This is a genomic window from Streptomyces sp. NPDC054847, assembly GCF_053610925.1.
This window is the reverse complement of sequence record NZ_JBSGZJ010000054.1, coordinates 1-25,434: the sequence shown is the minus strand read 5'-3', so window position 1 is coordinate 25,434 and position 25,434 is coordinate 1. Positions and strand designations below refer to the sequence as shown.

Genomic DNA, 25,434 nt, shown 5'->3' with positions numbered 1-25,434 from the left:
GCTCACTCCACCGGTGTGCGGTGCAGAGAGATCAGCAGCCGCCAGACCCCCGCCGACATCGATTGCGGCGAGGTGTCGATCACGCCGTGCAGCCAGTCCGCGAGGACGCCCGCGAAGGCCGCCGCGACCGCCGAGGCGATCATGGCCGGGGCGGGGGCGCCGGCCAGTTCCCGTTCCGCGCGGCTCCGGGCGCGCAGTTCCTGGTGGAGCAGATCGCCCAACGGACCGCTTCCGCCTTCCCGGAGCAGGCCGCGGTAGAGGGAACGGTGCTCGGAGATCTCCATGAAGAAGGCGGTCAGCGGCGGTGGAGGCTGTTCGGGATCCGGCGTGCCCCGCCACGCGTGGAGCGCTTCGACGGCATCCCTGACGATCTCGGCGCAGGCGTCCAGCGCCAGTGCGTCCAGGTCCGGGTAATGCAGGTAGAACGTGGCCCGGCCGACCGACGCCCGGCGCACCACGGCCGCCACGCTTACCTCGTCGAGGGGGCGTCCGGCGCATTCCTCGAGCAACGCCTCCCGCAGCCTGGCCCTGGTGCGCGCCGCCCTGGGGTCGTTCATCCGGCGACCAGTACGGCCGTGAGGGCCAGCGCGCCGGGCAGCGCCTGAGCGACGAAGATGCGCCGATTGGCCGTGAAGCCTCCGTAGAGGCCCGCGACCACCACGCACGACAGGAAGAAGATCTGTACCTGTTGTCCTGTCGGGTCCGTGGCGATCAGACCCCAGACGAGGCCGGCGGCGAGAAAGCCGTTGTAAAGCCCCTGGTTCGCGGCGAGCGGAGCGGTGGCGCGCGCCATGTCCCTGTTGAAGCCGGACAGCGACCGGCCGGGGCCGCGCTCCCACAGGAACATCTCCAGAATCAGGATGTAGACGTGCAGAGCGGCCACCAGGCCGACCAGTGCGTTGGCTGTGAAGGTCATCGATGCGCCTCAAGTTCTGGACGGTTGTCCATCAACTATAGACACATGTCCAGAACGTCGGTGACCGGCCTCCGGTCGATCGTTCGCCCAGGGAAGAGGCGCACGCTCCTGTGACCGGGCACGACCCTGCGACCGGCCCGCGGAAAGGGAAAGCGGAACGGCGAAAGCGAAGCGGCGAAACGCGGAACGGTGGAAAGCGGCGGACCGGCGGCGAGTCGTGCTCAGCGGCCGCGCGCCGGGCGCTGGGCCTGCACGATCAGCAGCACGCCACCCAGCAGCACCGCGGCGCCGGACATCGTGACGGCGGAACGAACGCCGCCCGCCTCGACCAGCACGGCGCCCGCGACCTGAATGACGAGCGCGAGAGCGATCGCCAACTGCGCCCACCCGAAGAGATGCGGACGGACGATGTACTGCCGCTGCACGGGCAGCAGCCAGCCCGAACGGAGCGCAGCCACCCCACTGACAGCGACGAGCAACGCCATCAAGCCGAGCGGTATGCCGAGATACAGAGTCATGTTTCGCCTTCCTTGTGGCGCGAGCATGGCACGCCGACCGCGCGCCTGACCAGACCGTTCGCGCACTTCGCGCCGGGTGCCGCGGTGAGAGCCCGTTGTCGGTGGCGGCTGGGAGGATCACCGGCATGACACCGTTGAGTCTCACCGACATAGAGCGAGCCGTTCGCAGCAGCTGGAGTGCCGACACGTGCACGCCGGAGTTCCGATCACGCTGGACCACCGACAACCCGGCCCGGGACCAGTGTGGTGTGACCGCCATGGTGCTCAATGACCTCGTGGGAGGCGAGCTGATCCGAGGAGAGGTCCACGTCGACGGAGAGCGCGTGGACTACCACTGGTGGAACCGCCTCGGCATGGGCATCGAGATCGACCTCACGCGGGAGCAGTTCCGGCCGGAGGAGATCGTCACCGGCGGAGTCGTCGTTCCCCGTCCGCCCGTCACCGAATGGCGGCGGCTCCGAGAGGAGTACGAACTCCTCCGGGATCGTGTCATGGACAAGCTCAAAGAGCAGCAGGCGACCCTGTAGGCGGCACGCCGGGCCGGACAAGTCGAGACGGCCAGAGTGACGACTGCCCGGTCGGCCGACACCCGCGGGACGCGCCCGCCCGCTACGAAGCGATGTCGGCGCGGACGGCACGGAACGCGGCGGCCGGGTCCGTGGCGCGCGTGACCGTTCGGCCCACGACGACATGGGAGGCGCCGCCGGCGACGGCCGCACGGGGAGTGTCGGGCCGGGCGTGCTCGGCCGGAGACTCGCCGGGCAACGCGACGCCCGGCGTGACGATCAGCGCACCGGCGCCCAGCGCGCTCCGCAGCATCGGGACGTCCGGCGGCGAGGCGATCACACCGTGGCAGCCGGCCTTGTCCGCCAGCCGCGCCAGTCTGAGCACCTGCTCCTGCGCCGGAACGTCGACCCCGATGTCGGCGAGATCCGCGTCGGTCATGCTCGTGACCACCGTCAAGGCGAGGACGCGCAGGCCGGGGAAGCCCCGGGCGGCATCGACGGCGGCCCTCATGATGCCCGCACCGCCCATGCTGTGGACGGTCACCATGGAGACCCCCAGAGCTCCCGCGGCCCGCACCGCACCCGCGACCGAGTTCGGAATCTCGAAGAGCTTGAGGTCCAGGAAGACCTCCTTGCCCTGTGCGACAAGGTGCTCGACGACGCCGGGGCCGGCCGCTGTGAGCAGTTCCAGACCGACCTTGTAGAAACGGCACTCGTCGCCCAGTCGCGCGACGATCTCGTCCGCGGTCGCACGGTTGTCGCAATCCAGGGCGACGATGATCTGACTCCTCGGTTCCACGACGTCATTGTGCCCCGTCCGGGGAAAGGGGCCGCCACTCGCGTCTGGCACGCTGCTGTCCATGAAGCACGACGACCTGATGGGCACTCAGGCGCCGCAGCGCCGCATCACGGAACCGGAAGAGGCCCTCGCGGCGCTGGAGCGCGCCCTCCCCGGGCTGGCCGGGCATCGCCGGCCCGAGCCTGCCGTGATCGATTGGGCCGTACTCGAGGAGAGTCTGGGCACCGCGCTGCCTGCGGACTACAAGCATCTCGCGGAGCGGTACCCGACGTTCGCCGTCGGTGACTTCCTTCTCGTGACTCTTCCCGACCCGGGCCATGAGGGCGACAGCCTTCGCGGTTTCCGTGACGCCCTGCACGTACTCGCCGATGCCTGGGTGGAACCCGGCTCCGGCCCGGCTGCCCATCCCGCCCCCGGCGGCCTGCTGCCCTGGGCGGAGTCGGACGAGAGCGACAAGTTCATGTGGAGCACGACCGGCCGGACCCCGCGGGACTGGACCGTCACGGTCGCCTCCCGAAGCGGAGGGTGGTGGCACTACGACGGCGGCGCGGTCCAGTTCCTGGCGGAGTACTGCGAAGGGACTCTGGAACCCTGGGCGCTGCCCCGGATCGACCCTGACGTGACCCCTTGCTGAGCGCCCACGCCCCGTCGGCGAGCGCCGGGGGCGAACCGGGAGGGCGAGCGAGGCGAGAGGCCTGCGACGGCGAGAGGATCGCCCATGTCGCCCGCGCTGCTCACGATGCGAAACGACCCTTCGCGCGAAGCAGGCGCGTACGGGCTCCGGAACGAGCCTGCGCCCTGAAGATCTTCCCCGCTCCCGCGATCGTCGCGCCACTCGTGTCGCCGCTCGCGCGAACCCGCCCGAAGGCACGGCGAAGTGTTCGCTCCCACCCCTCTGCCGCGCAGGCACCTGTCAGGTAAGTTCCCTCTGTGCACAGCGAGTTGATCTCATGATGCGCGGCTGGCAGGGGGAGACGGGGGAGCGCCATGGGCGGGAGACTGTACGGTCAGCAGGCCCTGCAGGAAGGCTTCGTCCCCCGGCTGGTGGGACTGCACCACAAGGACGGGTACCAGGTCCCCTTCGCGTACCCCAAGGGCGCGCCCGTGGTACGGATCGTCGGCGGACGGGGAAGCGGCAGGACCGCCCTGCTGGGCGCAGTCCATGACGCGTACAACGGCCGGGTGCCGCTCGCACGGGTCGACCTCGAGGCTCCCGGCTTCGGCGAGCCCGGCGTCGCCGACGGCGACGACGACGTCCCCAACGCCTCCCGCATCACTCACCTGTTGTATCTCCTGGCCTACAAACTCGGCCTGGAGGTACGGCACTTCGGCAGGCCCCTGGCCTTTCCCCGGCTGTCGCTCGGCCTCCTCGTCGTCACCGCCTGGCGCCCGCTGAACAGCGACGGGACCGATCTGCGGCCGCCCGACCTGCGTCGGGCGGAGGCCGATCTGCGCACCCTCATCACCGCCGAGGACCCCGACGTACGACGCCGCAGGGAGAGCCTCGGCCGCTGGTTCGACGTCGTCACCGACAACCTCCCGCAGGTCCTGTCCGCCGTGCCCGGCCTCGACAGCATCGCCGGGATCGTCCTCGACACCGCCCGGGCGCAACTCGTCAAGAGCGAGCCGGACAAGGGTGCACTGGCCTGGTGGGGCGGACGGCTGCACCGTTCCCAGGGCTACCAGGGCGACTCACTCCAACGGCTCTTCCAGTTCGTCCGCGGCTTCCGCAGGCTCGACGACCGCAGGCGCACCGCCGAGGAGCATCTCGTCGCCGCCCTCCTCGACGACATCGACGCCAACTACGGCACACTGCGCCGGCTCAACAAGAAGCCCAGGCCCCTGCTGCTCCTCGACAACGCCCACACCGGCGTCGGACGCGCCTTCCTCGACCTGCTCGACACCGGGCACGGCACCCCGGGCAAGGACCCGACACGGCCCGTGGTCCTCGCCACCCTGCTCGGCAAGGGCCACGGCCACCCACCGCTGAGCGAGGTCGGCGGCGACGCCGTACCGCAGGCCCGGCCCCTGGTGCTGAGCATCCCCGACATCGAACCGGCCCACATCGCCGAGATGCTCAGCCCCGTCGACTACCCCGACCATCTGCCCCGCGTCGTCGCCCGCTACAGCGGCGGCCGTGCGGCGAGCGCCCGCATCCTCGCGGACGCGGCCGTGCGGCGCGTCCAGGAAGGGGGCACGATACGCAGCGGTGAACTCCTCGACGAGGCCGCGCCCGCGCTCCTCGCCAAACTGCTGCCCGACCCCGTGATGCGGGAGCGCCTGGTGCTGCTGTCCGCCGCGGCCGACCCGGGCACCCGGCGCGGACTGTGGACGTTCACCCATCCCGAGGACCACTCCGAAGACCTGGTCGCCGCCCGTGTCCGCGAGGCCGACGACTACCGGACGCGCTCCTTCCTCGACGGTGACCGCGCGCTCGATCTGCTGCTGCGTCACCGGCTGGCCGCCACCACCACCCATGAGCGCTGGCGCAACACCCAACTGCGCCTGCGCTCCCTGTGCGACCCGCGCAGCGACACCTATCTGCACCACACGCTCGCCCTCGGGAGGGTCGAGGAGGTGGTGTGCGTCCTGCACCACCGGTTCACCGTCGCCCCGCCCGGCGAGTGGCTGACCGCGCTCAACCTGATCTGCGCCGCCCCCCACCCGCGCGAGGGCTACGAACCCCCCGCCGGCGGCCCCACCCTGTCGTGCACGGCCTGCGGCAGCGACGTTCCCGGCCCGCACCACGAAGCCGTGGCCGCCCTGGTGCCCCTGCTCTGGCGGCTCTCCGACCCGCTCACCCTCGCGCCCCGCGAGGACGAACTGACCACCGTCCGCATCGCGCTGGAGACGCTGTACGGCAACAAGGCCGCGCACGCCGCCTACCGCGAGGCGTCCGCCGCCTGGCCGGCCCGTCTGCGGGCCGGAGCACAGGCTCCCGACCTGCCCGTCCAGGAAGGTGCCGCGTCATGACGTCGTTCATCGCAAGACTCCCCGGCGGACCGCTCACCAAGGCGGCCGGACTCGTCGTCGCCCTGGCCGTGCTCGGCGCCGCCGTATGGACCGGCATCGTCGTCCTCCGGCCGGATCCCGCCTGCGGAAAGGGGGTCGAGGAACGCGGCCCCGAAGGCGCCCGGGAATGCACGGGCGTCACCGACGGCAGCTTCGTCTTCGCCGCCAACCTCAAGGAGGTCAGCGCACGGATCAAGGCCGAGAACGAGCGGATCGAGGACGAACCGCACGTCTCCGTCGCCGTGATGCTGCCGATGGCGCCCGCCCAGGCCTTCGAACGGCAGAAGACCCTGCACGAGGTGCAGGGCGCCTACCTCGCGCAGTACCGCGCCAATCACGACTCCAACAGCAAGAAGCCGGCGATTCGGCTGCTGCTCGCCAACCCCGGCCGCAGCCACAGCCACTGGAAGCCCGTCGCAGAACAGCTCGGCGCGCTGTCCGAGTCCAAGGCCGACAACCTCCGGGCCGTGATCGGTTTCGACGTCTCCACAGCCACCACGCAGGCGGCCATCGGCTATCTCACCCGGGAACGCGGCATCCCCGTCGTCGGCGGTCCCATCACCGCCGACGACTCGGGCAACAGCCCCCAGAGGCCCGACGCCTACCCGGGCCTCGCCCGGGTCGTGCCCACCACCACCGACCAGGCCAAGGCCCTGTCCCACTTCAACAAGGACATCGACCCCAAGCACACCCTGATCGTCGAGGACATCCGCACCGGCGACAACTACGTCGACGCGCTCAAGCGGGCCTTCGCCGAACGGACCCTCGGATCGCCACGCGCACCCGAGCAGTACCGCGCCCCCGAGGAGTTCCACGAGGAAGGCACCACCGCCAACGCCTTCGACCAGATGGTCGACACCATCTGCACGTCGGCCGCCAAGGTCATCTACTTCGCCGGACGCCCCGTCCAGCTACGGCAGTTCGTCAACGAACTGGGCAACCGGGGCTGCACCGAGAAGAAGTACACCGTCATCACCGGCTCCGGCGCCTCCACCCTCTCCTCCGACAAGCTCCTCGACTGGGACGCCTTCCGCAAGGGCGTGACCCTCCAGTACGCCGCCGTCGCCCACCCCGACGCCTGGACCGGCCCCAAGACGCCCGCCACCGGCGGCTCGGCGGCCGCCTACCGCACGCTGGCCGAGCTCGCGAGCAGCAAAGAGGTCGGAAACATCGGCCCCGTGGAACTGACCGACTCGCGGACCATCACCTTCTACGACGCCGGGCTCACCGCGATCACCGCGATCCGGATGCGCGACGACGGCGACCCCGTCATCCCCACCCTCGGCCGCATCAGCGACGCGTGGCTGCGGCTGCACGGTATGGGCAAGGTCGACGGCGCCAGCGGCTGGATCTGCCTGGACAACTACGGCAACCCCTACAACAAGGCGGTCTCCGTGGTGGAACTCGCGCCCGACGCCCCCGGCCGCATCCGATTCGTCGGCCTCGCCTGGCCGACCGGCCGTCCCACACCGGCGGACTGCACCGCGAGCCGCACCTGACACGGCGCGGCGGCCGGGCCCCCTACGAGGCGTGTCCGGCCGCCGCGGACCATCCGCTCAGCGCCGCTCGCCCGCCAGCCCGACCGGGGCCGGACCGGGAACCGGGACCGCGTTCACATGACTCATGATGCGGGCGATGGTCCGGACGTTGTCCTCGAACAGATGCCCCTTCATGCCAAATGCCCGAGCGGCTTCGATGTTGACTGCGACGTCATCGATGAAGAGACAGTCCTCGGGGCGCACGCCCAAGCCGGCGCACGCGGCCTCGAAGGCTCGCGGGTCGGGCTTGCCGATGCCGATCTCGTGCGAGTAGACGATCCGGTCCACCAGTTCGTCGAAGTGATACAGCGACGTCTCCCGCTCACGGGCGCCGACAAAACTGTTGCTCAGGATGCCCAGCCTGCACCGGTCCCGCAGGTCCCGCACACAGGCGATGAGTTCCTCGTTCGGCGTGCCCAGATACTCCGTCCACAGATCAGCCATGAAGGCTTCGACCTGAGGCGCGTCGAGGTGCAGTCGGGCTGCCACCTGTTCGTGCACCTCTTCTTCGCCGATGCTCCCGATGCTCCCGGCCCGCCACACGTCGCCCAGTCGCCGGTTCACCGTGCCGGCCGGCAACTCCAGCCGCTGCTCCCACCGTTGGACCCATCCCGTTTCCGGAGTGATCTCCAGCACGCCACCGATGTCGAGAATGACGCAGCTCGTTGTCAACGCGGCCCCCTCTTCGTCCTGTCCGACCACCGAGCCCGGACATCGCTCACTCACATGATCTCCGCACCCACTGTCGGCCTTCGCCACGCCGCCGGGTCAAGCGATCCCGGTGGCTTGTGACAGCCCTGTGGCGAGCCGCCGCCCGGATCCAAAGGCGGTGGCGCTCTGCGCGGAAGGCACCTGACAGACAGAGGGAGGAGCGATACGATCACCGCGATGACTACTCATTCTGTTGGCAGATTGGGGGCCCCGTCCGCGCAAGGTGAGTGCTGATGCTCACTTGGATCGCGCACGAGGATTCCCGCCTTTCCCTCTGGCTGCGCGTGCGAGAGTTCGCCGTGCCGCCCTCCATGATCGAGACTGCGACCGCCCGCCGCCTTGCCGGGGACTGGGCGGGTGCCTGCGCCGCCGCAGGCTTCGACGTCGACCTGGATCTGCGTTCTCTGGCACGCACCCACGGCCGCGAACTGGCGGGCCGGGTCCGGGCAGACCTCCGCCGTCTGGCACCCGACCTGCTGCGCTGGCACATGCCGAGGATCGCTCCCGACGGGTTGCTGCGCCCCGGCCTGACCGTCGCTCTGGTCCGGTACGAGGCGGCGGGCCGGGACGGCGGACGCCCGGTGCATCTCGTCGCCCGTACGCCGCCGGCCTGGGCGGACGCCGGACAGCGGATCAGCCTCGCGCTGTGGGAAGGGCCCCCCACAGGGACCCTGGCCGGTGCCTGCCGTCATCCGCACCCCCGTCCCGACCGGCGGTTCCGTCTTGATCTGCACCGTCACCTGTGGGACGCGTGCAGGGCGGACGAGCTGCGGATACGGTCCGGGGCCGATCCGCTGTTCGCCGACGGCGGCCCCGCGACGGATCCCGCCGTGCTGGAGGCGGTGCCCCGGTGGCACCGCTGTGCCGTGGACCGGTGGGCGGCCGAGGCGCGGATCCTGCTCCAGGCCGAGGGCCGGCACAGCGGTCCCTTCACCGTACGGCTCGGGACCGGGCACCGGCTCGTCCTGGAACTGGTCGCGGCCGACGACGGCGACGGCCCGCCCGCGCCTCGGAGCCCGGGTACGTCTGCGGTCGGCGACGGCCCGCCCGCGCCTCGGGGCCCGGGCGCACCAACGGACGGAATCGACCCGCCCGCGTCGCGGGTCGCCGTGGCCTCAGGGGACGGCGCCCGCCCGCCCGCGATCGTCGCGGCGTCGACGGACGGCGGTGCCTCCGCCCTGCCGGTTCTTCCCGACGCGGCGACGTGGGTGCTGCCCGACCTGGAGTTGATCCACGCCGGTCTCATCGAGGTGGGCCGGCTGCACCCGCTGGTCGCCTCGGCACTCGTACCGGATCATCCGCCGACCCCTCCGTCCCGGAGCCCGCACGGGGTGGGACAGCCGCGCGTCGTGGAGTGCCGTGGCGCTCACCACCGGATCGGCCTGGTCGACGGGGTACTCGCCCCGATGGACCACGACCCGGCGGAGATCCGGCGGGAAGAACTGCTGGCCGCGCTGACCGGTACTCCGCTTCCGTGCCTTCAGGCCATCGACGAGGCGCACCGTCGTCCGGACTGCCTCGACGGAGTCCGGGAACGCCTCGCCCATGGCGACACCGCCGGTGCGCTGGCCGTCGTCGAGGGCCTGTTGGGCCCCGACGCACTGCTGCGCCATGGCGCTCTGCGGGACGAACTCGAGGCGGCCGCGCTCCGGCGGATCACCTACGGACTGTTCCGGGCAGGGCTGGCCGGGCCCGGCCCTGACCGCCTCCCGCCGGGGCCTGCTCGTCCCCGTGACCACCGCTCGCGTCCGCGTCACACGATCTCTCGCTGACCTGGGGCCACGCCCCCGTCGTCCCATCCTTCCGCCGACCGGCCGTGCACGGCCCGCTCGGCTCCCCAACGAACCCATAGGTGATCAACATGCCCACATACACGCCCACGTCGTCCACCGCGACGGGTATCCCTTCCGACCGGGCGGCCCACGCCGGCTCCCAACTCGATGTCGCAGGCGACCTGCTGGCCCTGCTGGGCGACGCGGACACCGAACCACGCCCCGATGCACAGCTGGAGGCCCTGACCCTGGCAGTCGCCGCCGACCTGCCCGTACTGCTGTGGGGCGAACCGGGCATCGGGAAGACCGCGGCCCTGACACAGCTTGCCGCAGCCCTGGACCTTCCACTGACGACGGTGATCGCCAGTGTGCACGAGCCCTCCGACTTCTCAGGCCTGCCTGTGATCGGCGACGACCCCGCAGAGCACGGCGTCCCGATGGCCCCTCCGGACTGGGCGGTGCGACTGGTACGCGCAGGACGCGGGCTACTGTTCCTGGACGAGCTGTCCACCGCGCCGCCCGCTGTGCAGGCGGCACTCCTCCGCCTCGTGCTCGAGCGGCGGATCGGCGCCCTGCAACTGCCACCCGCCGTCCGGATCGTGGCCGCTGCCAATCCGCGGTCCTCGGCCGCCGACGGCTGGGAGCTGAGCCCTCCGTTGGCCAACCGGTTCGTCCATCTTCAGTGGACCCACGACCACGAAGTGGTCGTACGCGGTCTCGGCGGGACCTGGCCCCGGGCGACCTTGCCGCGGCTCCACCCGGAGAAGCTGCCGGAAGCCGTGGACTTCGCCCGCCGTGCCGTGTGCGGCCTGCTCTCCGCCCGCCCAGGGCTCGTGCACCGGCTGCCCAGCAACGAAACACGGCGCGGCGGCGCGTGGCCGTCCCCTCGCAGCTGGGACATGACACTGCGCCTCGTGGCCTTCGCGACCGCGGCCGACTCCTCACGGGAAGTGCTCTCCCTGCTGGTCAGGGGCACCGTGGGGGACGGCCCGGGGCTGGAGCTGCTGGCGAGCCTGGACCGGATGGACCTCCCGGACCCCGAGGTCCTTCTCGCCGATCCGGAGGGCGCCGCGCTGCCCGAGCGGGGTGACCTGCGCCAGGCCGTGCTCGACGGTGTGGTGGCGGCGGTCCGCCGGCGCCCGGAGAAATCTCGCTGGGACGCGGCCTGGGCGCTCCTCGTCCGGGCGATGGAGACCGGAGCGCCGGATCTGGTGGTCGTCCCCGCGACCACACTCGCCACCCTGCGCCGGCAGACCTGGGACGTGCCGGCGTCGATCGAGAAGCTCGCCGGCGTGGTGTCCCTGTCCCGGCAGGCGGACGGAGCGGCGGCCCGTGCCGCGGCCGTCGCGAAGGGCGGACGATGACGCCGGCCGCTACCGAGGTGCCCGGCCACGAGGAACCGCCGCCCGCCGCCGGCACGGTGGACCGCGATGAACCGGCCGCCACAAGCATGCGGGACCGCGACGGCGCTCCGGCCCCGGCGGCACTGGACCACGAGAAGCTCTACGCCGCCCGCCTGCACGCCGCCCGGGTCCGGCCCTACCTGGCGACGGCGCTGTTCGCCCTGAACACAGTGGAGTCGCGGCGGGTGCCGACCATGGCCGTCGACCGGCACTGGCGGTGCTACGTCTCCGCGGCCTTCGTGGACCGGACACCGGTGGAGGAACTGGCCGGAGTGTGGGTGCACGAGGTGTCGCACCTGCTGCGCGACCACCATGGCCGCAGCGACCGGGTCGCCAGGGAGCGCGGGCTGACCGGCCCGGGCGAGCGGCTGCGGATGAACATCGCGGCGGACTGCGAGATCAACGACGACGTGTTCGGCGACGGGCTGGTCAGGCCGGAAGGCGCCGTCACGCCGGCGTCGTTGCAGCTCCCAGAGGGCGAGCTCATGGAGGACTATCTGCGTCAGTTCCGGCTCGGGCCGCGCACACAGAGCATGACCTGGCTGGACTGCGGCAGCGGCGCAGACGGACTGGAACGGGACTGGGAGCTGGGGCCGGACGGCGCGCACGGCCTCAGCGCCCAGGAACAGGACGCGGTCCGGTTCCGCGTGGCGCAGGGCATCAACGCCCGTCCTGGAGACACCCCGAAGGGCTGGCGGCGGTGGGCCGAGGAGGCGTTCCAGCCGCCGCAGCCGTGGCGGGAGTTGCTGGGCGCGGCGGTCCGCTCGGCAGCCTCGGGCGCCGGGGCAGGCGAGGACTACACGTACGGTCGGCCGTCGCGTCGCTCGGCCGGGATGCCCGGCGTCGTGCTGCCGAGCCTGAGGCGCATGCCGCCCCGTGTCTGCGTGGTCATCGATACGTCCGGGTCGGTCAGTGACGCAGAACTGGGCAGCGCGCTGCGGGAGGTCGCCGCCATCTCCCGTGCCGTGGGCGGCCGTCGCGATCTGGTCAGTGTGCTCTCGTGCGACGCGGCAGCCGGGACCGTGCACCCGCTGTGCCGTGCCGAGGGGATCCCCCTGGTGGGTGGTGGCGGGACGAACCTGCGCGCGGGCTTCGCCAAGGCACTGCGGTCACAGCCGCAGCCGGACGTCGTCGTGGTACTGACGGACGGTCAGACGCCCTGGCCGGACACCCGGCCACCGTGCCGGACGGTGGTCGGTCTGTTCCCCAGGCATTCGGCCGCGTCATGGGACGAGAACAATCCCGACCACGTGCCCGATGCGCCGCCCGCCTGGGCGCGAGTTGTCGTCATCGGCTCGGCTTCCGCCGGTTCCGCGGGCGGTTGACGGAGCCGCCGGCGCGCGCCCGGCGCGTGCGACGGGAGACCGACCGGGGCTACCCGGCCGCCCCGCCGGCCCCTGACGGCGTACGCACAGCGAGGACGGCCATGTCGTCGTGCCCCTCGCCGGGGTGGTTGTCGACGAGGGTCCGTACGAGGTCGTCCAGCGTCAGGCAGGGGCAGTCTCGGGCCAGCTCGGCGAGCCGGTCGAGGCCGGTGTCGATCGCATGGTCGGGATGCTCGACGAGCCCGTCGGTGAACAGCACCAGGGTGCTGCCCGCGGGCAGCGTCCTGAGGTGGTCGGGGCGGTGTTGCCGCGGGTCGACGCCCAAAGGCAGTCCCGGCTCCGCGAGCAGGTACTCGGGCCGGCCGTCGGGGTGGATCAGCAGGGGAGCGACATGGCCGGCCGAACTCCAGTGCAGCCTGTACCCGTCGTCCCGCGTCTCGATGCGCGCCAGGCAGGCGGTCGTGAGCGGGAGGTCGGTGATGGCTTCGAGGGTCTCGTCCAGCTGTCTGAAGATCTCGCTCGGCGGTGTGCGGCGGTCGTAGAGCAGGGCGCGAAGCATGTTGCGGGTCTGAGCCATGGCGGCGGCGGCCTGCATGTCGTGCCCGAGTACGTCTCCGATGACCGCGGCACAGGTGCCGTCGGGCAGCAGGATCGCGTCGTACCAGTCCCCGCCCAACCGGCCCGGGTCTGCGGCGGGCCGGTAGACGGCCGCGCCCTCGAAGGGGCCCAGGTCAGGCAGTGTGGGCAGCAGCAGGCGCTGGAAGTGTTCAGCGGAGTCGCGGACACTCCCGTACAGGCGGGCGTTCTCGATTGCGATGCCCGCGGCGCCGGCGAGCGAGACGATGACGGCCTCGTCCTCGCGGTCGAACGGCCGACCGTCGCGGCGTTCCGACAGGTACAGGTCGCCGTAGATCTTCCCCCGGACGCTGACGGCCACCCCGAGGAGCGTGCCCATGTGGGGATGCCCCGGCGGGAAGCCGACCGAAGAGGGGTGTGCGGCGATGTTCTCGACCCGCAGCGGCTCGGGATGGTGGATCAGGTGGCCGAGCACCCCGCGGCCGCGGGGGAAGTCGATCCCGGCGAGCCGTGCGCGCTCCTCGTCGGAGAGACCGGCGGTGATGAACTGCTCCAGGGAGCGTCCGGACCGGTGCAGTACGCCCAGCGCGCCGTAGCGGGCACCGACCAGTTCCATGGCGGTGGTGACGATGCGGTGCAGCACCTCCGACAGCTCCAGCTCCCGGCTGATCGAGAGCACAGCGTCCAAGAGACCCTGCATCCGGTCCTTCACGCGCGACAACTCGCGGAGCTGCGCGGCGATCTCCTCCACCTGGGCATCGAGCCGCCCCCGCAGGTCGCGCTCCGGCCCCGAGGCTCCCTCGCCTGCCGCCATGACGGCCTTCCTCACTCCGTACGCCACCACCGGCCGCCTCACCGTGGCCGGCCGGATCCCCTCGTCCGGCCCGCCCCTCAGGGCGCCGGCGCCGATGTCACCGACTCCGCCGGTGCGCCACCTCGACCCTCGCACATCCCTGCCGGAAGCTAGGGCAAGCCCGGCCGGGCGGGCCGAACTCCTGGACGGCTGCGGGACGCGGTGCCATGGTGGGCCCATGGCAGCAGGACGGCGGACCCAGGCGGAACGGGACGACATCACGGTGGAGATCGGCTACGCGCTGCTCAGCGCCTGCTTCCTCGGCGGCGTGGTGTTCGCGGCGGTCGCCGGCCCTGCCGCTGTCTGGTCCTTCCCTCCGGCGTTCGAGAAGTTCTTGTCGGCGACGGGAGCTACGCTCGCCGGCGTCCTCGCGGTGATCCGTGTCGTCCATGTGCTGTGGCGACACGCGGCTCGGCGCCGCTGACGTACGGGCGGTGACCACAGCCTCTCCCTGATCCACCGACATCACGAGTCGGTGTTCAGTAGCGTGATGGGTATGAGGCCTGAGGGAGGGGCAACGGACAGCGAAGTCCTGGCCGGCGGCATGGTCAACGCGGGTGCGGTTCTCCGCCGCGGTGCGCTGGTGGAACGCCCGGCGCCGCCCCACGCGATCGCCCTCCATGCCCACCTCCTCGCGCTGAGGAAGCACGGTTTCGACGCGGCTCCGGTCCCTGTCGGGCTCACCGCGGACGGCCGCGAGCAGGTGACGTTCGTCCCTGGCGACGTGGCCCTGCCGCCGTTTCCGCGGTGGGTGATGACCCGGCCCGCCTTGCGATCCGTGGGGAGTCTGCTCCGGCGCCTCCATGAGTCCGCGGCGGCCGTCGCGGCCGACACCCGCGTCGAGTGGCCTCAGGACCTCGCCGACCCGGAGGGAGGGACGATGCTGTGCCACAACGACGTGTGCCCGGAGAACGTCGTCTTCCGCGACGGCCGCGCCGTGGCCTTGATCGATTTCGACCTGGCCGCCCCGGGGCGGCCCCTCTGGGACGTCGCCATGACCGCCCGCTACTGGGTCCCCATGCTCGACCCCGTATCAGCGACCGCCTCCTACCCCGATGGCTTGGACGCCCCCGCCCGGCTGCGGATCCTCGCCGACAGCTACGGCCTCACGCCGCAGGAGCGCGACGAACTGCCCGCCGTCGTCGAACAGGCCACAGGGGTCTGCCGCGCTTTCGTGGCCGGTCGCGTGGCCGCCGGTGACCCGGTGTTCACCCGTGCGCTGGACGAGCGCGGCGGCTGGGACCGCTGGGACCGGATGCAGGCCTGGCTGGTCGATCGCCGTGAGACGTTCATTGCTGCCCTGCTGAACTGACCAGGCGGCGACCTGCTGCGGGACAGGCGGCAACAGGGCGACGGCGCCGGGCGATTGGAGCCCGCTGACGCGACATCTTGACGTGCTCCTGACGTCATGGCTTCATGGGAGCGCTCCCATAGATCCGATGTCCGCGTTTCTTGACCCCCACTCCTGGAGTCGCAGTGAGAACAGCGAGAGGCACGACAGGAACGAGCAGCACGAGCAGAAGTACGACCGGGAAACCGGCGAGAGGCGCCACAGGAGGCGTCGCCGCGAGAATCTTCGTCACGGTCCTGCTGGCCGGACTCGCCGTGATTCTCGGGCTGCTCCTGCCCGGCCCCTTCGGCGCGACCGTCGCGCAGGCGCAGCCCTCCGATGTCCGCGCCGCAGGGCTCCACATCAGCGACGGCCGGCTGCTCGAAGGCAACGGCAACGACTTCGTCATGCGGGGCGTCAACCACGCCCACACCTGGTACCCGGGCGAGACACAGTCACTGGCTGACATCAAGGCGCTGGGCGCCAACACCGTACGGGTCGTCCTCTCCAACGGGCACCGCTGGACGGAGAACAGCCCCGCGGACGTGGCGGCCGTCGTCGCGGACTGCAGGACCAACCGGCTGATCTGTGTGCTGGAGGTGCACGACACCACCGGTTACGGCGAAGAGGCGGCGGCCGGCACGCTCGACCAGGCGGCCGACTACTGGATCGGTCTGCGCGAGGTGCTCACCGGCGAAGAGGACTACGTCCTCATCAACATCGGCAACGAACCCTGGGGCAACACCGACCCCTCGGGCTGGACCGCTCCCACGACCGCGGCCGTCAAGAAGCTCCGCAACGCTGGCTTCACACACACGATCATGGTGGACGCGCCCAACTGGGGCCAGGACTGGCAGGGCGTCATGCGGGCCAACGCCCGGTCCGTGTACGACGCCGACCCCACCGGGAACCTGATCTTCTCGATCCACATGTACAGCGTCTTCGACACCGCCCAGGAGATCACCGACTACCTGAACGCGTTCGTCGACGCCGGACTGCCCATTCTCATCGGCGAGTTCGGCGGCCCCGCCGACCAGTGGGGCGACCCCGACGAGGACACCATGATGGCCGCCGCCGAGCAGCTCCGGCTCGGCTACCTCGCGTGGTCCTGGAGCGGCAACACCGACCCGGTCCTCGACCTGGCCATCGGCTTCGACCCGAGCCGGCTCAGCTCCTGGGGCGAGCGGATCTTCCACGGCGCGAACGGCATCGCCGAGACCTCCCGTGAGGCCACCGTCTACGGCGGCGACCCGGGCGACACGCAGGCCCCGACAGTCCCCGGCGCCCCGACCGCCTCCGCCGTGACCGCCGACTCGGCCACCCTCGCGTGGCCCGCCTCCACCGACGACGTCGGCGTCACCGGATACGACGTCGTCAGCGTCGGCGGCGGCTCCGAGACCAAGGTCGCCGCGTCCTCCTCCACCACCGCCACGGTCACCGGTCTCACCGCCGGCACCGCGTACACCTTCGCCGTCTACGCCCGCGACGCGGCCGGGAACCGCTCGGCCCGCTCGGCGACGGTGACCGTCACCACCGACGAGGGCGGCACCCCCGGCGCGGGCTGCGCCGTCGGGTACCGCGTCGTCAACGAATGGCCGGGCGGCTTCCAGGGCGAGATCTCCGTACGCAACACGGGCGCTGCCGCGATCAGCGGCTGGACGTTGGTCTTCCGCTTCGCGGACGGCCAGCACGTCTCCCACATGTGGGGCGGAACCCCGGCCCAGGACGGGGGCACGGTGAGCGTCACGCCCGCCTCCTACACCTCCGGCATCGCTGCCGGCGGTTCGGTGACCGTCGGCTTCACGGCCACCAAGGGCGGCGCCAACTCCGTCCCGACCGCCTTCACGCTCGACGGCACCACATGCGCCACCGCGTGACCTGACCGTTCGGCCACCGCCGGGTCCGGCTTTCCCGGCTGCCGAGCTGAGCGAGCCCTGCCGCCGGGACGGGGTCGCTCAGCTTCGGGCGGGGTCCCGGACCGGTTCGGTGCTCCGTGCACCCCGAACGGGTTGTCGATCGCGTAGCGCCAGTACCCGTCCGCGCCGCGGCGGGCCACGTCCGTCGCGGTGCCCTCGATCCGAACGGGGTCCCCGTCGGGCGTGATGCCGGCGATGACGAAGTCCACGATCAGCAGCGCCAGATCACCGACGACGTACGTGTGACGTGGCGCCACCCGGATCGGGACGCGCAGCCGGAGGAAGTCCCCGTTGGCACGGAGACGACCCGCCCCGGTGACCATGTGTCCGGGCGTCGGCACAAAGCCCGCACCGGGCTCGTAGAGCTGGTCGAGGACCTCAGGATCGAAGGTGTTGAAAGCTCGCTCGAAGGCGTACGGGTGCTCGGCGGCGCTGGTCGCCCGCTGCACACTGGTGGAATGCGTCATGTGGCAAGCGAACAGCCCGCGGAAACAGGTAACCAAACGGAAACCCACGCCGCGTGGGACGTGGAGCTGGTCCCCGGCCCGCGGGGACGCACCCGGCGGCCGGAGGCCGACTGCCCCGTCGAGGTCGCCCTGGCGGCGGTCTCCGGCCGTTGGACCACACTGCTGCTGCGGGAATTGATGGGCGGCCCTCACGGCTTCATGGAGCTGCGGGCCCTGCTCCCGGAGCTGTCGGCGAAAGTGCTGACCGACCGGCTCCGAGCACTCCAGGACAGCGGCTTGGTGGAGGTGGAACGCAGGCGCGGCTTCCCCGTGCGCACACGGTATGCCCTGACAGCCACCGGCCGGGCGCTGCGGCCGCTGCTCATCGAGCTGTACGCCACAGGGGAGGAACTCCTGCGCCTGAGCGGGCAACGGACGGAGAGCTGACCGGGCCCTGGTCGACCCGCTCGTCGCACCGCGTCCGCCGCCTCCGGCGCGTACGGGTCAGGGGGGCCGGCTCCGGCCTAGTGGTGCCGCCTCGGGGCCGAGGCAGGCAGCAACCAAGGGTCTGGGCGACAGGCGCCGTTTCCTCAGCCGCCGCTCTTCTTCCCGGCGCCGCCGTACCGCTGATCGAACTTGGCGATCTGCCCCTGAGGATCCACAGCGCGGGCCTTGCCCGTATGGAAGGGATGGCTCTCCGAGGAGATCTCGACATCGATGACCGGATACGTCTCGCCGTCGTCCCACACGATGGTCTCGTCGCTGCGCGCGGTCGACCTGGTCAGGAACGCGTAACCGGCGGCCCGGTCACGAAAGACCACGGGACCGTAATCAGGGTGCTTGTCCTGCTGCATCGCTTCTCCAGCCGTGTCGGGACGCCCCCTGTCACCGTCGCACACGAGCGCCGGGGGTGCAGCGCGACCACTGGTGCGGTGGGTAGCGGGCCCGCGGTGCGCTGCCACAATGCCGCACGGCGATGCGCCGCTCGCGACGCCGACGCCCCTATGGTGCTGGTATGAGTGCACACTTCGATGTCGTGGTTCTCGGGGCCGGTCCGGGCGGCTACACGGCGGCGGTCCGCTGCGCCCAACTCGGAATGTCGGTCGCGGTGGTGGAGGAGCGGTACTGGGGCGGTGTGTGCCTCAACGTAGGGTGCATTCCCTCAAAGGCGCTGCTGCGCAATGCCGAGTTGGCCCATCTGTTCACCCATGAGGCGAAGACCTTCGGTATCCGCGTCGAGGGCCAGGTCTCCTTCGACTACGGGGAGGCGTTCCGGCGCAGCCGGAAGGTGGCCGACGGACGCGTCAAAGGCGTGCACTACCTGATGAAGAAGAACAGCATCACCAAGTTCGACGGGACGGGCGTCTTCACCGACGCCCATTCCATGCGGGTCCGGGGCTCCGACGGGACGGAGCAGACCGTCGATTTCGATCACTGCATCCTCGCCACCGGCGCGACGACGAGGCTGCTCCCGGGCACGAGCCTGAGCGAGCGGGTGGTGACGTACGAGGAGCAGATCCTCAGCGACCGGCTGCCGGGGAGCATCATCATCGCCGGTGCGGGCGCCATCGGAGTCGAGTTCGCGTACGTGCTGCACAACTACGGCGTGCAGGTCACGCTGGTCGAGTTCATGGACCGGGTCGTACCGCTGGAGGACGAGGAGGTCTCGGCGGAACTGGCCCGCCGCTACCGCAAGCTGGGCGTCAATGTGCTGACGTCCACGAGGGTCGAGGCGATCAACGACGAGGGCCCGCAGGTGCGGGTGCACGTGACGACGGGCGGGCAGCGTCAGGTCCTTGAAGCCGACAAGGTGCTTCAGGCCATCGGCTTCCAGCCGCGGGTGACCGGTTACGGCTTGGAGAGTACCGGCGTACGCCTGACGGATCGCGGGGCGGTCGAGATCGACGGGCGATGCCGCACGAACGTTCCTCACATCTTCGCGATCGGCGATGTGACGGCACGGCTCATGCTCGCGCACGCGGCCGAGGCCATGGGCATGGTCGCCGCCGAGACCATCGCGGACGCGGAGACGATGGAGCTCGACTACACCATGATCCCCCGCGCCACCTACTGCCAGCCGCAGATCGCCAGCTTCGGCTGGACCGAGGCGCAGGCGCGCGAGCGCGGCTTCGACGTACAGGTGCAGAAGTTCCCGTACACCGCCAACGGAAAGGCCCACGGACTCGGTGATCCCTCCGGCTTCGTGAAGATCCTCAGCGACGGCCGGCACGGGGAACTGCTGGGCGCCCACCTCATCGGCCCGGAGGTCACCGAACTCCTGCCGGAACTGACCCTGGCCCAGCAGTGGGACCTGACGGTGCACGAGGTCGCCCGGAACGTGCACGCGCACCCCACACTCGGCGAGGCCGTGAAGGAAGCGGTCCACGGACTGGCCGGCCACATGATCAACATGTAGCCGGCCGTCGCGCTTGCGTTCCTCTGGCCGCGGCGGTCCTTCCGAGTCAGCCGCCCGTCGCGTCCGTGTTCCGTTCCGCGTCAGCTGCCCGCCGCGACGGCGGTCCGCTCCGCGCCGGCCGTCCGCGGCGCGTCGGCCTCCCAGCGCAGCAGGTCGCCCGGCTGGCAGTCGAGTGCCTCGCAGAGCGCGGCGAGTGTCGCGAAGCGCACCGCCTTGGCGCGGCCGTTCTTGAGTACCGCCAGGTTGGCGGGGGTGATCCCGACGCGTTCCGCGAGCTCGCCCACGGACATCTTGCGTTTGGCGAGCATCACGTCGATGTCGACGGCGATCGGCATCAGATCACCTCGTCCAGCTCGGCCTGCATCCGGGACGCCTCGACATCGCGCGCCACGGCCTGGGCGAGCAGCATCCGCATCACGAGGACGACGAGCGCGACCCCCAGGACTGCCAGGCCGGCCCCGCCCACCAGAAGGACGATGCCGGGGGCGACGGCTTCGCCCGGCGCCAGGACGGCCCCGAACGTGAACACGAGCAGGGCGGCCGCCACGACAGCGCCGATCACGATGTCCACGTATCGGAAGGCGGCGTGGGAGAACAGCGTGCCGCGCCGCACCATGGTCACCAGCCGCCATACGCACACCAGCACGACCTCGACCGTCACGATACCGAGGACCATGATCACCAGGACCGGGGTGCGCAGGTGTGCGACGTCCGCGTCGAGCTCCCGCATGTCGATGGCCAGCAGGGGCACCATCACCGCCTGCACGAACACCGAACCGGCGAGCAGCGCCACGATCACGGCGCGGAGCGCCAGCACTGTCAACTTTCCCATCGCTTCCCCTTCAATCGAACTGCGATGGAAATCTATCGAGAATCGATAGGCGTGACAAGCTGCTCAGGCCTGCCCGGAGTCGGACGGCGTACGGCGCGGCCGAACGCGCCGCGCCGTGCCTGCGAGCGTGCGGCCTGCGGAAAGTGCCCTGAAGTCCCGTAATGGGGATACGCCGCATGAGCGAGTCGTCCCTGCGTCACCGTATAGAGCGGTACTACGCCACTGTCCCCCTCCTGTTCGCGGAAGCCGAGGAGTTCGGTCCCCTGCGCCTCTTCGTGCGAAAGGAGCCAGGCGCGCCCTATTACGGAGGCCCCGGTCATGCCCGCCCCGCCTCGGCGAACTCTGCCGTCACCGCCGCCGACATCGCCCTGGTGCGCTCCCGACAGCGGCAGCTCGGAGTGCCGGAAGCGTTCGAGTGGCTCGCCGAGGTGACGCCCGCGCTGCGTGTGCGCATCGAGGAAGCGGGGCTCCCGGCCGCGGAACGCCCGCTGATGGTCCTCGATCCGCACCACCCGCTGCCCCGGCAGTCCCTCCCCGATGGCGTCACGATCCGTGCCCTGGACGCCGACGATCCCGCTCTGCCCGCCGTACTCGCCCTCCCCGGGCCGGCCTTCGCGGCAGAGGGCACCGCGCGAGGGGAAGCGGGTCCGACGGAGTTGGCGACAGCGGCCGAAAAGCTGGCGGCCGACGACACGCCGGCAACGATCCGCCCGTCCCTGCGAGCCGGTCACAAGACGCTGGTCGCCGCCTTCGCCCCGGACGGCACCCCGCTGGCCGTCGGCCACTACCACCCGGCCGACGGCACCACCGAGATCGGTGGAATCGGCACTCTTCCCACTGCCCGCCGTCAGGGTCTCGGCGCCGCTGTCATGGCGGCCCTGGCCACCCATGCCCGCGACCACGGGGTACGCACGGTCTTCCTCGCCTAAGCGGAGGAGGCGGTGGCCCGCATCTACGCCCGCCTCGGCTTCCGCGCGGCCGGTACGACCCTGTTGATCGCCAACCAGCCGGCGCGCGGGCAGTGACGTCAGCCGTCTGAGACAGGCCCGCGGGCGGAGACTTCGGCCGCCTGAGGGCCGAGCGGGCGGTGATGTCGGCTGCCTGAAAGCCGCGTGGGCGGCGATGCCGGCCGTCCGTGAACAGGGCGCGGAATCCGTACGACGGGGATGACCCCGCAGCACTCCCGGCCGGGGGCATTTCGGCATGCCTGCTCGACGACGCAAGCGTTCAGTAGGCGGAACGGCGGCCCAAAACCGATACATAGAAAGCGCTTGCGAAACTCATTGACATGACCACATCGTGACGCCACTCTGGGTCCACCATCAGCGGGTCCGCCCCGAAGAACCGGCTGAACCGGTTGATGTATTGACCGACCGTCAGGCGTGGCGTACCTTCCTCCGCAGTTCTCATATACGAACAACGTTCAGCATGTAGAACAGCGGGAGTCCGTGACGGTCTCTGCCACTGCACCCCCACCACCCCACCGACTGGTACCTGCGGCCGACACCGCAGGTGGTGAAAGGAACGCCGAGTGAGCACACGGAACCACCATCGAAGAAGGCGCGGTCGTGCCGCCGCCTCCGTCGCAGCCGTCACCGCACTGATCGGCGGCGGCCTCACCGCCATGTGGATGACAGGCTCCGCGTCGGCCGCGGCGGCGGCCGGCTCGTACACCCTGAAGAACGCCAACAGCGGACTGTGCCTGGCGGTGCCCGGCGCGAACACCTCCGCCGGCGTCCAGCTCGTCCAGAACACCTGCAACGGCGCGGCCGACCAGACCTGGAAGCTGGCGGCCGCCGGCGGCGGCTGGACCCTGACCGCCGCCCACAGCTCCAAGTGCGCCGGTGTGCGGGACGCTTCCACCAGCGCGGGCAAGCCGGTGGAGCAGCAGACCTGCGGCGGTACGGCGACCCAGGTCTGGAAGCTGACGCAGGTCAGTGGCGACACCTATCAGGTCGTCAACAGCAACGGCGCCAAGTGCCTGAACGTCAAGGACAGTTCGAAGGCGGCCGGCGCCCTGGTCCAGCAGAACTCGTGCGACTCGGTGACCAGCAAGAAGTGGACCTTGACCGCGTCGGGCACGGTCCCCACGGACCCGACCGACCCGCCCACGGACCCGACAGACCCGCCGACCGATCCCACCGACCCGCCGGCGTCGTGGCCGACGGCCAACGGCAGCCAGGCGGTGACCTCCACCATCTCGGTCACGGGCACCTACGACGGTGGCATGAAGCGTCTGTACGGCAGCGGTGACCTGGGCAGCGACGGCCAGAGCGAGAGCCAGCCGCCGATGCTCCGGCTGGCGGACGGCGCCACCCTGCAGAACGTCATTCTCGGCGCCCCCGCCGCGGACGGCGTGCACTGCGACGGCACCTGCACGCTCAAGAACGTCTGGTGGGAGGACGTCGGCGAGGATGCCGCGACCTTCCGCGGCAGCTCCTCCTCGACGGTCCGCACGGTCGAGGGCGGCGGTGCGCGGAAGGCGGCGGACAAGGTCTTCCAGCACAACGGCGCCGGCACGTTGATCATCAAGAACTTCCAGGTCGAGGACTTCGGGAAGCTGGTCCGCTCCTGCGGCAACTGCTCCACGCAGTACGCCAGGCACATCCAGATCGTCGACACCAAAATCACGGCCCCCGGCGACACCCTGGTCGGAATCAACACCAACTACGGGGACACGGCTCGGTTCTCGGGCATCACGATCCACGGTGACTCGGGCCGCGACATCGACATCTGCACGAAGTACAGGGGCACGACGAGCGGCGAGCCCACCCAGATCGGCACGGGAGCGGACGGCACGCACTGCCTCTACTCCTCGTCCGACATCCGCCACGTCGACTGACGCGCGCCGCGGGGCGAGGTGTCCCGCAGACCCTGACGGCCCTGAAGGCGCCGGGCGGCCACCGGAACAAGCGCGCCATCCGGCAGAACACCCCCCATTCGAAGACGAAAAGCGAGGCAAGAATGAAACATCCAGTCGCACTACGACTTTCCGCGGCGCTGGCCACAGGCGCCCTCGCGGCCGTGGCCGGTGTGGCTCTGACGATGCCCGAGGCGTCGGCCGCCACCGGCGGCGTCACCGGCTACGCCACCCAGAACGGCGGGACCACCGGCGGTGCGGGCGGCCAGACGGTGCGGGCCACGACCGGAACCGCGATCCACGCGGCCCTGTGCAACCGGGCCAGCAGCAGCACCCCTATCACCATCCAGGTCGAGGGGACCATCAACCACGGCAACACCAGCAAGGTCTCGGGCGCCAGTTGCAACACCGCCGACGGCGTGATCGAGCTCAAGCAGATCAGCAACGTCACGATCGTCGGAGTGGGCGGGGGAGCCGTCTTCGACCAGGTGGGCATCCACATCCGTGAGGCCCGCAACATCATCATCCAGAACGTGACCGTCCGGAACGTCAAGAAGTCGGGTTCGCCCACGTCCAACGGCGGCGACGCCATCGGCATGGAGAGCGGCGTCCGCAACGTCTGGGTCGACCACACCACACTGGAGGCGTCGGGCGGTGAGTCGGAGGGCTACGACGGCCTGTTCGACATGAAGGACAACACCCAGTACGTCACCCTGTCCTACAGCATTCTGCGCAACTCCGGCCGCGGCGGCCTCGTCGGTTCCAGCGAGAGCGACCTGTCGAACGGCTTCGTCACCTACCACCACAACCTGTACGAGAACATCGACTCCCGTGCGCCCCTGCTGCGTGGCGGCATCGGCCACATGTACAACAACCACTACAAGAGCCTCAACGAGTCCGGCATCAACTCCCGTGCCGGCGCCCGCGCCAAGGTGGACAACAACTACTTCGAGGACTCCAAGGACGTCCTCGGCACCTTCTACACCGACGCGGCCGGCTACTGGCAGGTCAGCGGCAACATCTTCGACAACGTGACCTGGTCGAGCCCGGGCAGCGACAACAACCCCGCCGGCCCGGACCCGAAGTCCAACACGACAGTGGGCATTCCGTACTCCTTCAGCCTCGACGGAGCCAGTTGCGTGCCGGGCGTCGTGAGCCAGACGGCCGGCGCGAACAAGGGCCTGCGGTTCTCGGACGGCAACTGCTCGCCGCAGACGCCGGATCCGACCACGCCCGCCCCGACCCCGACCACCCCTGCGCCGGACCCGACCACCCCGGCGCCCACTCCGACCCAGCCCAGCGGGACCAACCTCAGCATCGGAGCCGGCTCCGACGGCACGAGCAAGGCCGACGGCACAAGCTACGGCAATGTGCGGGACGGTGACATGAGTACCTACTGGTCGCCGGCCGGCTCGACCGGTTCCGTCTCGGTCAAGTGGGGCTCCGCCACCACCGTTTCGAAGATCAACATCCGGGAGGCGTCGGGCTCCGTGGGCAGCATCGGATCGTGGAGGGTCGTCAACCACGACACCGGCGCCGTACTGGCCTCCGGCAGCGGCGCGGGCGTGATCACCTTCCCCCTGACGTCGCTGCACAAGATCACCTTCGAGATCACCGGCTCGACGGGGACGCCGCGGATCGCGGAGTTCGAGACCTACGCCGGTTGACGGCGGGCGTGCTGCCGTCCGGCGGGTCCGGGGAGCCG

General features: G+C 70.8%; 22 protein-coding genes and 4 pseudogenes. 16 read left to right on the top strand and 10 right to left on the bottom strand.

Annotated features, from left to right (window positions below; translation table 11 throughout):
• Nucleotides 1-2: 2 nt before the first annotated feature.
• The 3 genes from ACWGH4_RS09280 to ACWGH4_RS09270 form a co-directional block, all read right to left on the bottom strand.
• Nucleotides 3-557 (bottom strand): TetR/AcrR family transcriptional regulator, encoded by a 555-nt coding sequence (locus tag ACWGH4_RS09280; RefSeq protein WP_453457765.1) that lies wholly within the window; start codon nucleotides 555-557, stop codon nucleotides 3-5.
• On the bottom strand, nucleotides 554-916 hold the full coding sequence (locus tag ACWGH4_RS09275) for a DUF1304 domain-containing protein (protein WP_453457763.1): 363 nt from the start codon (nucleotides 914-916) through the stop codon (nucleotides 554-556). The genes ACWGH4_RS09280 and ACWGH4_RS09275 overlap by 4 nt, the downstream gene beginning before the upstream one ends.
• 221 nt (nucleotides 917-1,137) lie before the next feature.
• A complete protein-coding gene (locus tag ACWGH4_RS09270; protein ID WP_453457760.1) occupies nucleotides 1,138-1,434 on the bottom strand; it encodes a hypothetical protein in 297 nt (98 codons plus the stop codon).
• A 125-nt stretch (nucleotides 1,435-1,559) separates the two neighbouring features.
• On the opposite strand from ACWGH4_RS09270, the gene ACWGH4_RS09265 reads away from it, so the two are divergent.
• Nucleotides 1,560-1,961, top strand: coding sequence for a YunG family protein (locus ACWGH4_RS09265; RefSeq protein WP_453457757.1), 402 nt, complete (start codon nucleotides 1,560-1,562; stop codon nucleotides 1,959-1,961).
• An 82-nt stretch (nucleotides 1,962-2,043) separates the two neighbouring features.
• Here the strand turns inward: ACWGH4_RS09265 and pyrF are convergent, their stop codons facing one another.
• Nucleotides 2,044-2,739 carry an orotidine-5'-phosphate decarboxylase gene (gene pyrF / locus ACWGH4_RS09260; RefSeq protein ID WP_453457754.1) on the bottom strand — a complete coding sequence of 232 codons (696 nt, stop codon included), beginning with the start codon at nucleotides 2,737-2,739 and terminating at the stop codon, nucleotides 2,044-2,046.
• A 61-nt stretch (nucleotides 2,740-2,800) separates the two neighbouring features.
• Here pyrF and ACWGH4_RS09255 point away from each other — a divergent pair, with 61 nt between their 5' ends.
• The 3 genes from ACWGH4_RS09255 to ACWGH4_RS09245 all read left to right on the top strand — a co-directional run bounded on the left by ACWGH4_RS09255 (nucleotide 2,801) and on the right by ACWGH4_RS09245 (nucleotide 7,250).
• On the top strand, nucleotides 2,801-3,373 hold the full coding sequence (locus ACWGH4_RS09255; RefSeq protein ID WP_453457751.1) for an SMI1/KNR4 family protein: 573 nt from the start codon (nucleotides 2,801-2,803) through the stop codon (nucleotides 3,371-3,373).
• 353 nt (nucleotides 3,374-3,726) lie between these two features.
• Complete coding sequence (locus ACWGH4_RS09250) at nucleotides 3,727-5,712, top strand: hypothetical protein (protein WP_453457748.1); 1,986 nt, start codon at nucleotides 3,727-3,729, stop codon at nucleotides 5,710-5,712.
• A complete protein-coding gene (locus tag ACWGH4_RS09245; protein WP_453457745.1) occupies nucleotides 5,709-7,250 on the top strand; it encodes a hypothetical protein in 1,542 nt (513 codons plus the stop codon). The genes ACWGH4_RS09250 and ACWGH4_RS09245 overlap by 4 nt, the downstream gene beginning before the upstream one ends.
• Nucleotides 7,251-7,307: 57 nt before the next feature.
• Here ACWGH4_RS09245 and ACWGH4_RS09240 read toward each other — a convergent pair whose 3' ends face one another.
• Complete coding sequence (locus ACWGH4_RS09240; protein WP_453457774.1) at nucleotides 7,308-7,961, bottom strand: HAD family hydrolase; 654 nt, start codon at nucleotides 7,959-7,961, stop codon at nucleotides 7,308-7,310.
• A gap of 272 nt (nucleotides 7,962-8,233) precedes the next feature.
• Here ACWGH4_RS09240 and ACWGH4_RS09235 point away from each other — a divergent pair, with 272 nt between their 5' ends.
• From ACWGH4_RS09235 to ACWGH4_RS09225, 3 genes are all read left to right on the top strand, one after another.
• The gene (locus tag ACWGH4_RS09235) at nucleotides 8,234-9,772 is read left to right on the top strand and encodes a hypothetical protein (protein WP_453457743.1); all 1,539 of its coding nucleotides are present in this window, start codon (nucleotides 8,234-8,236) and stop codon (nucleotides 9,770-9,772) included.
• 89 nt (nucleotides 9,773-9,861) lie between these two features.
• Entirely contained in the window at nucleotides 9,862-11,136 is a 1,275-nt protein-coding gene (locus ACWGH4_RS09230) for an AAA family ATPase (RefSeq protein ID WP_453457740.1), read from the top strand.
• Between the two features lie 86 nt (nucleotides 11,137-11,222).
• The gene (locus ACWGH4_RS09225; protein WP_453457771.1) at nucleotides 11,223-12,500 is read left to right on the top strand and encodes a vWA domain-containing protein; all 1,278 of its coding nucleotides are present in this window, start codon (nucleotides 11,223-11,225) and stop codon (nucleotides 12,498-12,500) included.
• 49 nt (nucleotides 12,501-12,549) lie between these two features.
• On the opposite strand, the gene ACWGH4_RS09220 is transcribed toward ACWGH4_RS09225, so the two are convergent.
• The gene (locus ACWGH4_RS09220; protein WP_453457737.1) at nucleotides 12,550-13,890 is read right to left on the bottom strand and encodes a PP2C family protein-serine/threonine phosphatase; all 1,341 of its coding nucleotides are present in this window, start codon (nucleotides 13,888-13,890) and stop codon (nucleotides 12,550-12,552) included.
• 217 nt (nucleotides 13,891-14,107) lie between these two features.
• On the opposite strand from ACWGH4_RS09220, the gene ACWGH4_RS09215 reads away from it, so the two are divergent.
• The 3 genes from ACWGH4_RS09215 (at nucleotide 14,108) to ACWGH4_RS09205 (ending at nucleotide 17,136) form a co-directional block, all read left to right on the top strand.
• On the top strand, nucleotides 14,108-14,353 hold the full coding sequence (locus ACWGH4_RS09215) for a DUF6332 family protein (protein ID WP_453457734.1): 246 nt from the start codon (nucleotides 14,108-14,110) through the stop codon (nucleotides 14,351-14,353).
• A 72-nt stretch (nucleotides 14,354-14,425) separates the two neighbouring features.
• Nucleotides 14,426-15,241: a phosphotransferase gene (locus tag ACWGH4_RS09210; RefSeq protein WP_453457731.1), complete on the top strand. Its 816-nt coding sequence runs from the start codon at nucleotides 14,426-14,428 to the stop codon at nucleotides 15,239-15,241.
• Between the two features lie 260 nt (nucleotides 15,242-15,501).
• Nucleotides 15,502-17,136 carry a cellulase family glycosylhydrolase gene (locus tag ACWGH4_RS09205; protein WP_453457768.1) on the top strand — a complete coding sequence of 545 codons (1,635 nt, stop codon included), beginning with the start codon at nucleotides 15,502-15,504 and terminating at the stop codon, nucleotides 17,134-17,136.
• A gap of 206 nt (nucleotides 17,137-17,342) precedes the next feature.
• Here the strand turns inward: ACWGH4_RS09205 and ACWGH4_RS09200 are convergent.
• A pseudogene (locus ACWGH4_RS09200) lies at nucleotides 17,343-17,642 on the bottom strand (YybH family protein); the annotation flags it as partial.
• Between ACWGH4_RS09200 and ACWGH4_RS09195 the strand changes: the two are divergent.
• Complete coding sequence (locus ACWGH4_RS09195) at nucleotides 17,634-18,068, top strand: winged helix-turn-helix transcriptional regulator (RefSeq protein ID WP_453457728.1); 435 nt, start codon at nucleotides 17,634-17,636, stop codon at nucleotides 18,066-18,068. The pseudogene ACWGH4_RS09200 and the gene ACWGH4_RS09195 sit on opposite strands and share 9 nt — an antisense overlap.
• Before the next feature lie 143 nt (nucleotides 18,069-18,211).
• On the opposite strand, the gene ACWGH4_RS09190 is transcribed toward ACWGH4_RS09195, so the two are convergent.
• Nucleotides 18,212-18,475 (bottom strand): type B 50S ribosomal protein L31, encoded by a 264-nt coding sequence (locus tag ACWGH4_RS09190; protein ID WP_441262119.1) that lies wholly within the window; start codon nucleotides 18,473-18,475, stop codon nucleotides 18,212-18,214.
• A 161-nt stretch (nucleotides 18,476-18,636) separates the two neighbouring features.
• Here ACWGH4_RS09190 and lpdA point away from each other — a divergent pair, with 161 nt between their 5' ends.
• Nucleotides 18,637-20,037, top strand: a complete 1,401-nt coding sequence (gene lpdA, locus ACWGH4_RS09185) for a dihydrolipoyl dehydrogenase (protein ID WP_453457724.1) — start codon at nucleotides 18,637-18,639, stop codon at nucleotides 20,035-20,037.
• 80 nt (nucleotides 20,038-20,117) lie between these two features.
• Here the strand turns inward: lpdA and ACWGH4_RS09180 are convergent, their stop codons facing one another.
• Entirely contained in the window at nucleotides 20,118-20,372 is a 255-nt protein-coding gene (locus tag ACWGH4_RS09180; RefSeq protein WP_453457721.1) for a helix-turn-helix domain-containing protein, read from the bottom strand.
• On the bottom strand, nucleotides 20,372-20,869 hold the full coding sequence (locus ACWGH4_RS09175) for a DUF2975 domain-containing protein (protein ID WP_441262122.1): 498 nt from the start codon (nucleotides 20,867-20,869) through the stop codon (nucleotides 20,372-20,374). The genes ACWGH4_RS09180 and ACWGH4_RS09175 overlap by 1 nt, the downstream gene beginning before the upstream one ends.
• Before the next feature lie 176 nt (nucleotides 20,870-21,045).
• Between ACWGH4_RS09175 and ACWGH4_RS09170 the strand changes: the two are divergent.
• The 4 genes and pseudogenes from ACWGH4_RS09170 to ACWGH4_RS09155 all read left to right on the top strand — a co-directional run bounded on the left by ACWGH4_RS09170 (nucleotide 21,046) and on the right by ACWGH4_RS09155 (nucleotide 25,396).
• Nucleotides 21,046-21,894, top strand: a pseudogene (locus ACWGH4_RS09170) (GNAT family N-acetyltransferase).
• Between the two features lie 599 nt (nucleotides 21,895-22,493).
• A pseudogene (locus ACWGH4_RS09165) lies at nucleotides 22,494-22,937 on the top strand (RICIN domain-containing protein); the annotation flags it as partial.
• A gap of 87 nt (nucleotides 22,938-23,024) precedes the next feature.
• Nucleotides 23,025-23,711, top strand: a pseudogene (locus tag ACWGH4_RS09160) (pectate lyase); the annotation flags it as partial.
• Between the two features lie 122 nt (nucleotides 23,712-23,833).
• Nucleotides 23,834-25,396: a pectate lyase family protein gene (locus ACWGH4_RS09155; protein WP_453457718.1), complete on the top strand. Its 1,563-nt coding sequence runs from the start codon at nucleotides 23,834-23,836 to the stop codon at nucleotides 25,394-25,396.
• Nucleotides 25,397-25,434: the final 38 nt, after the last annotated feature.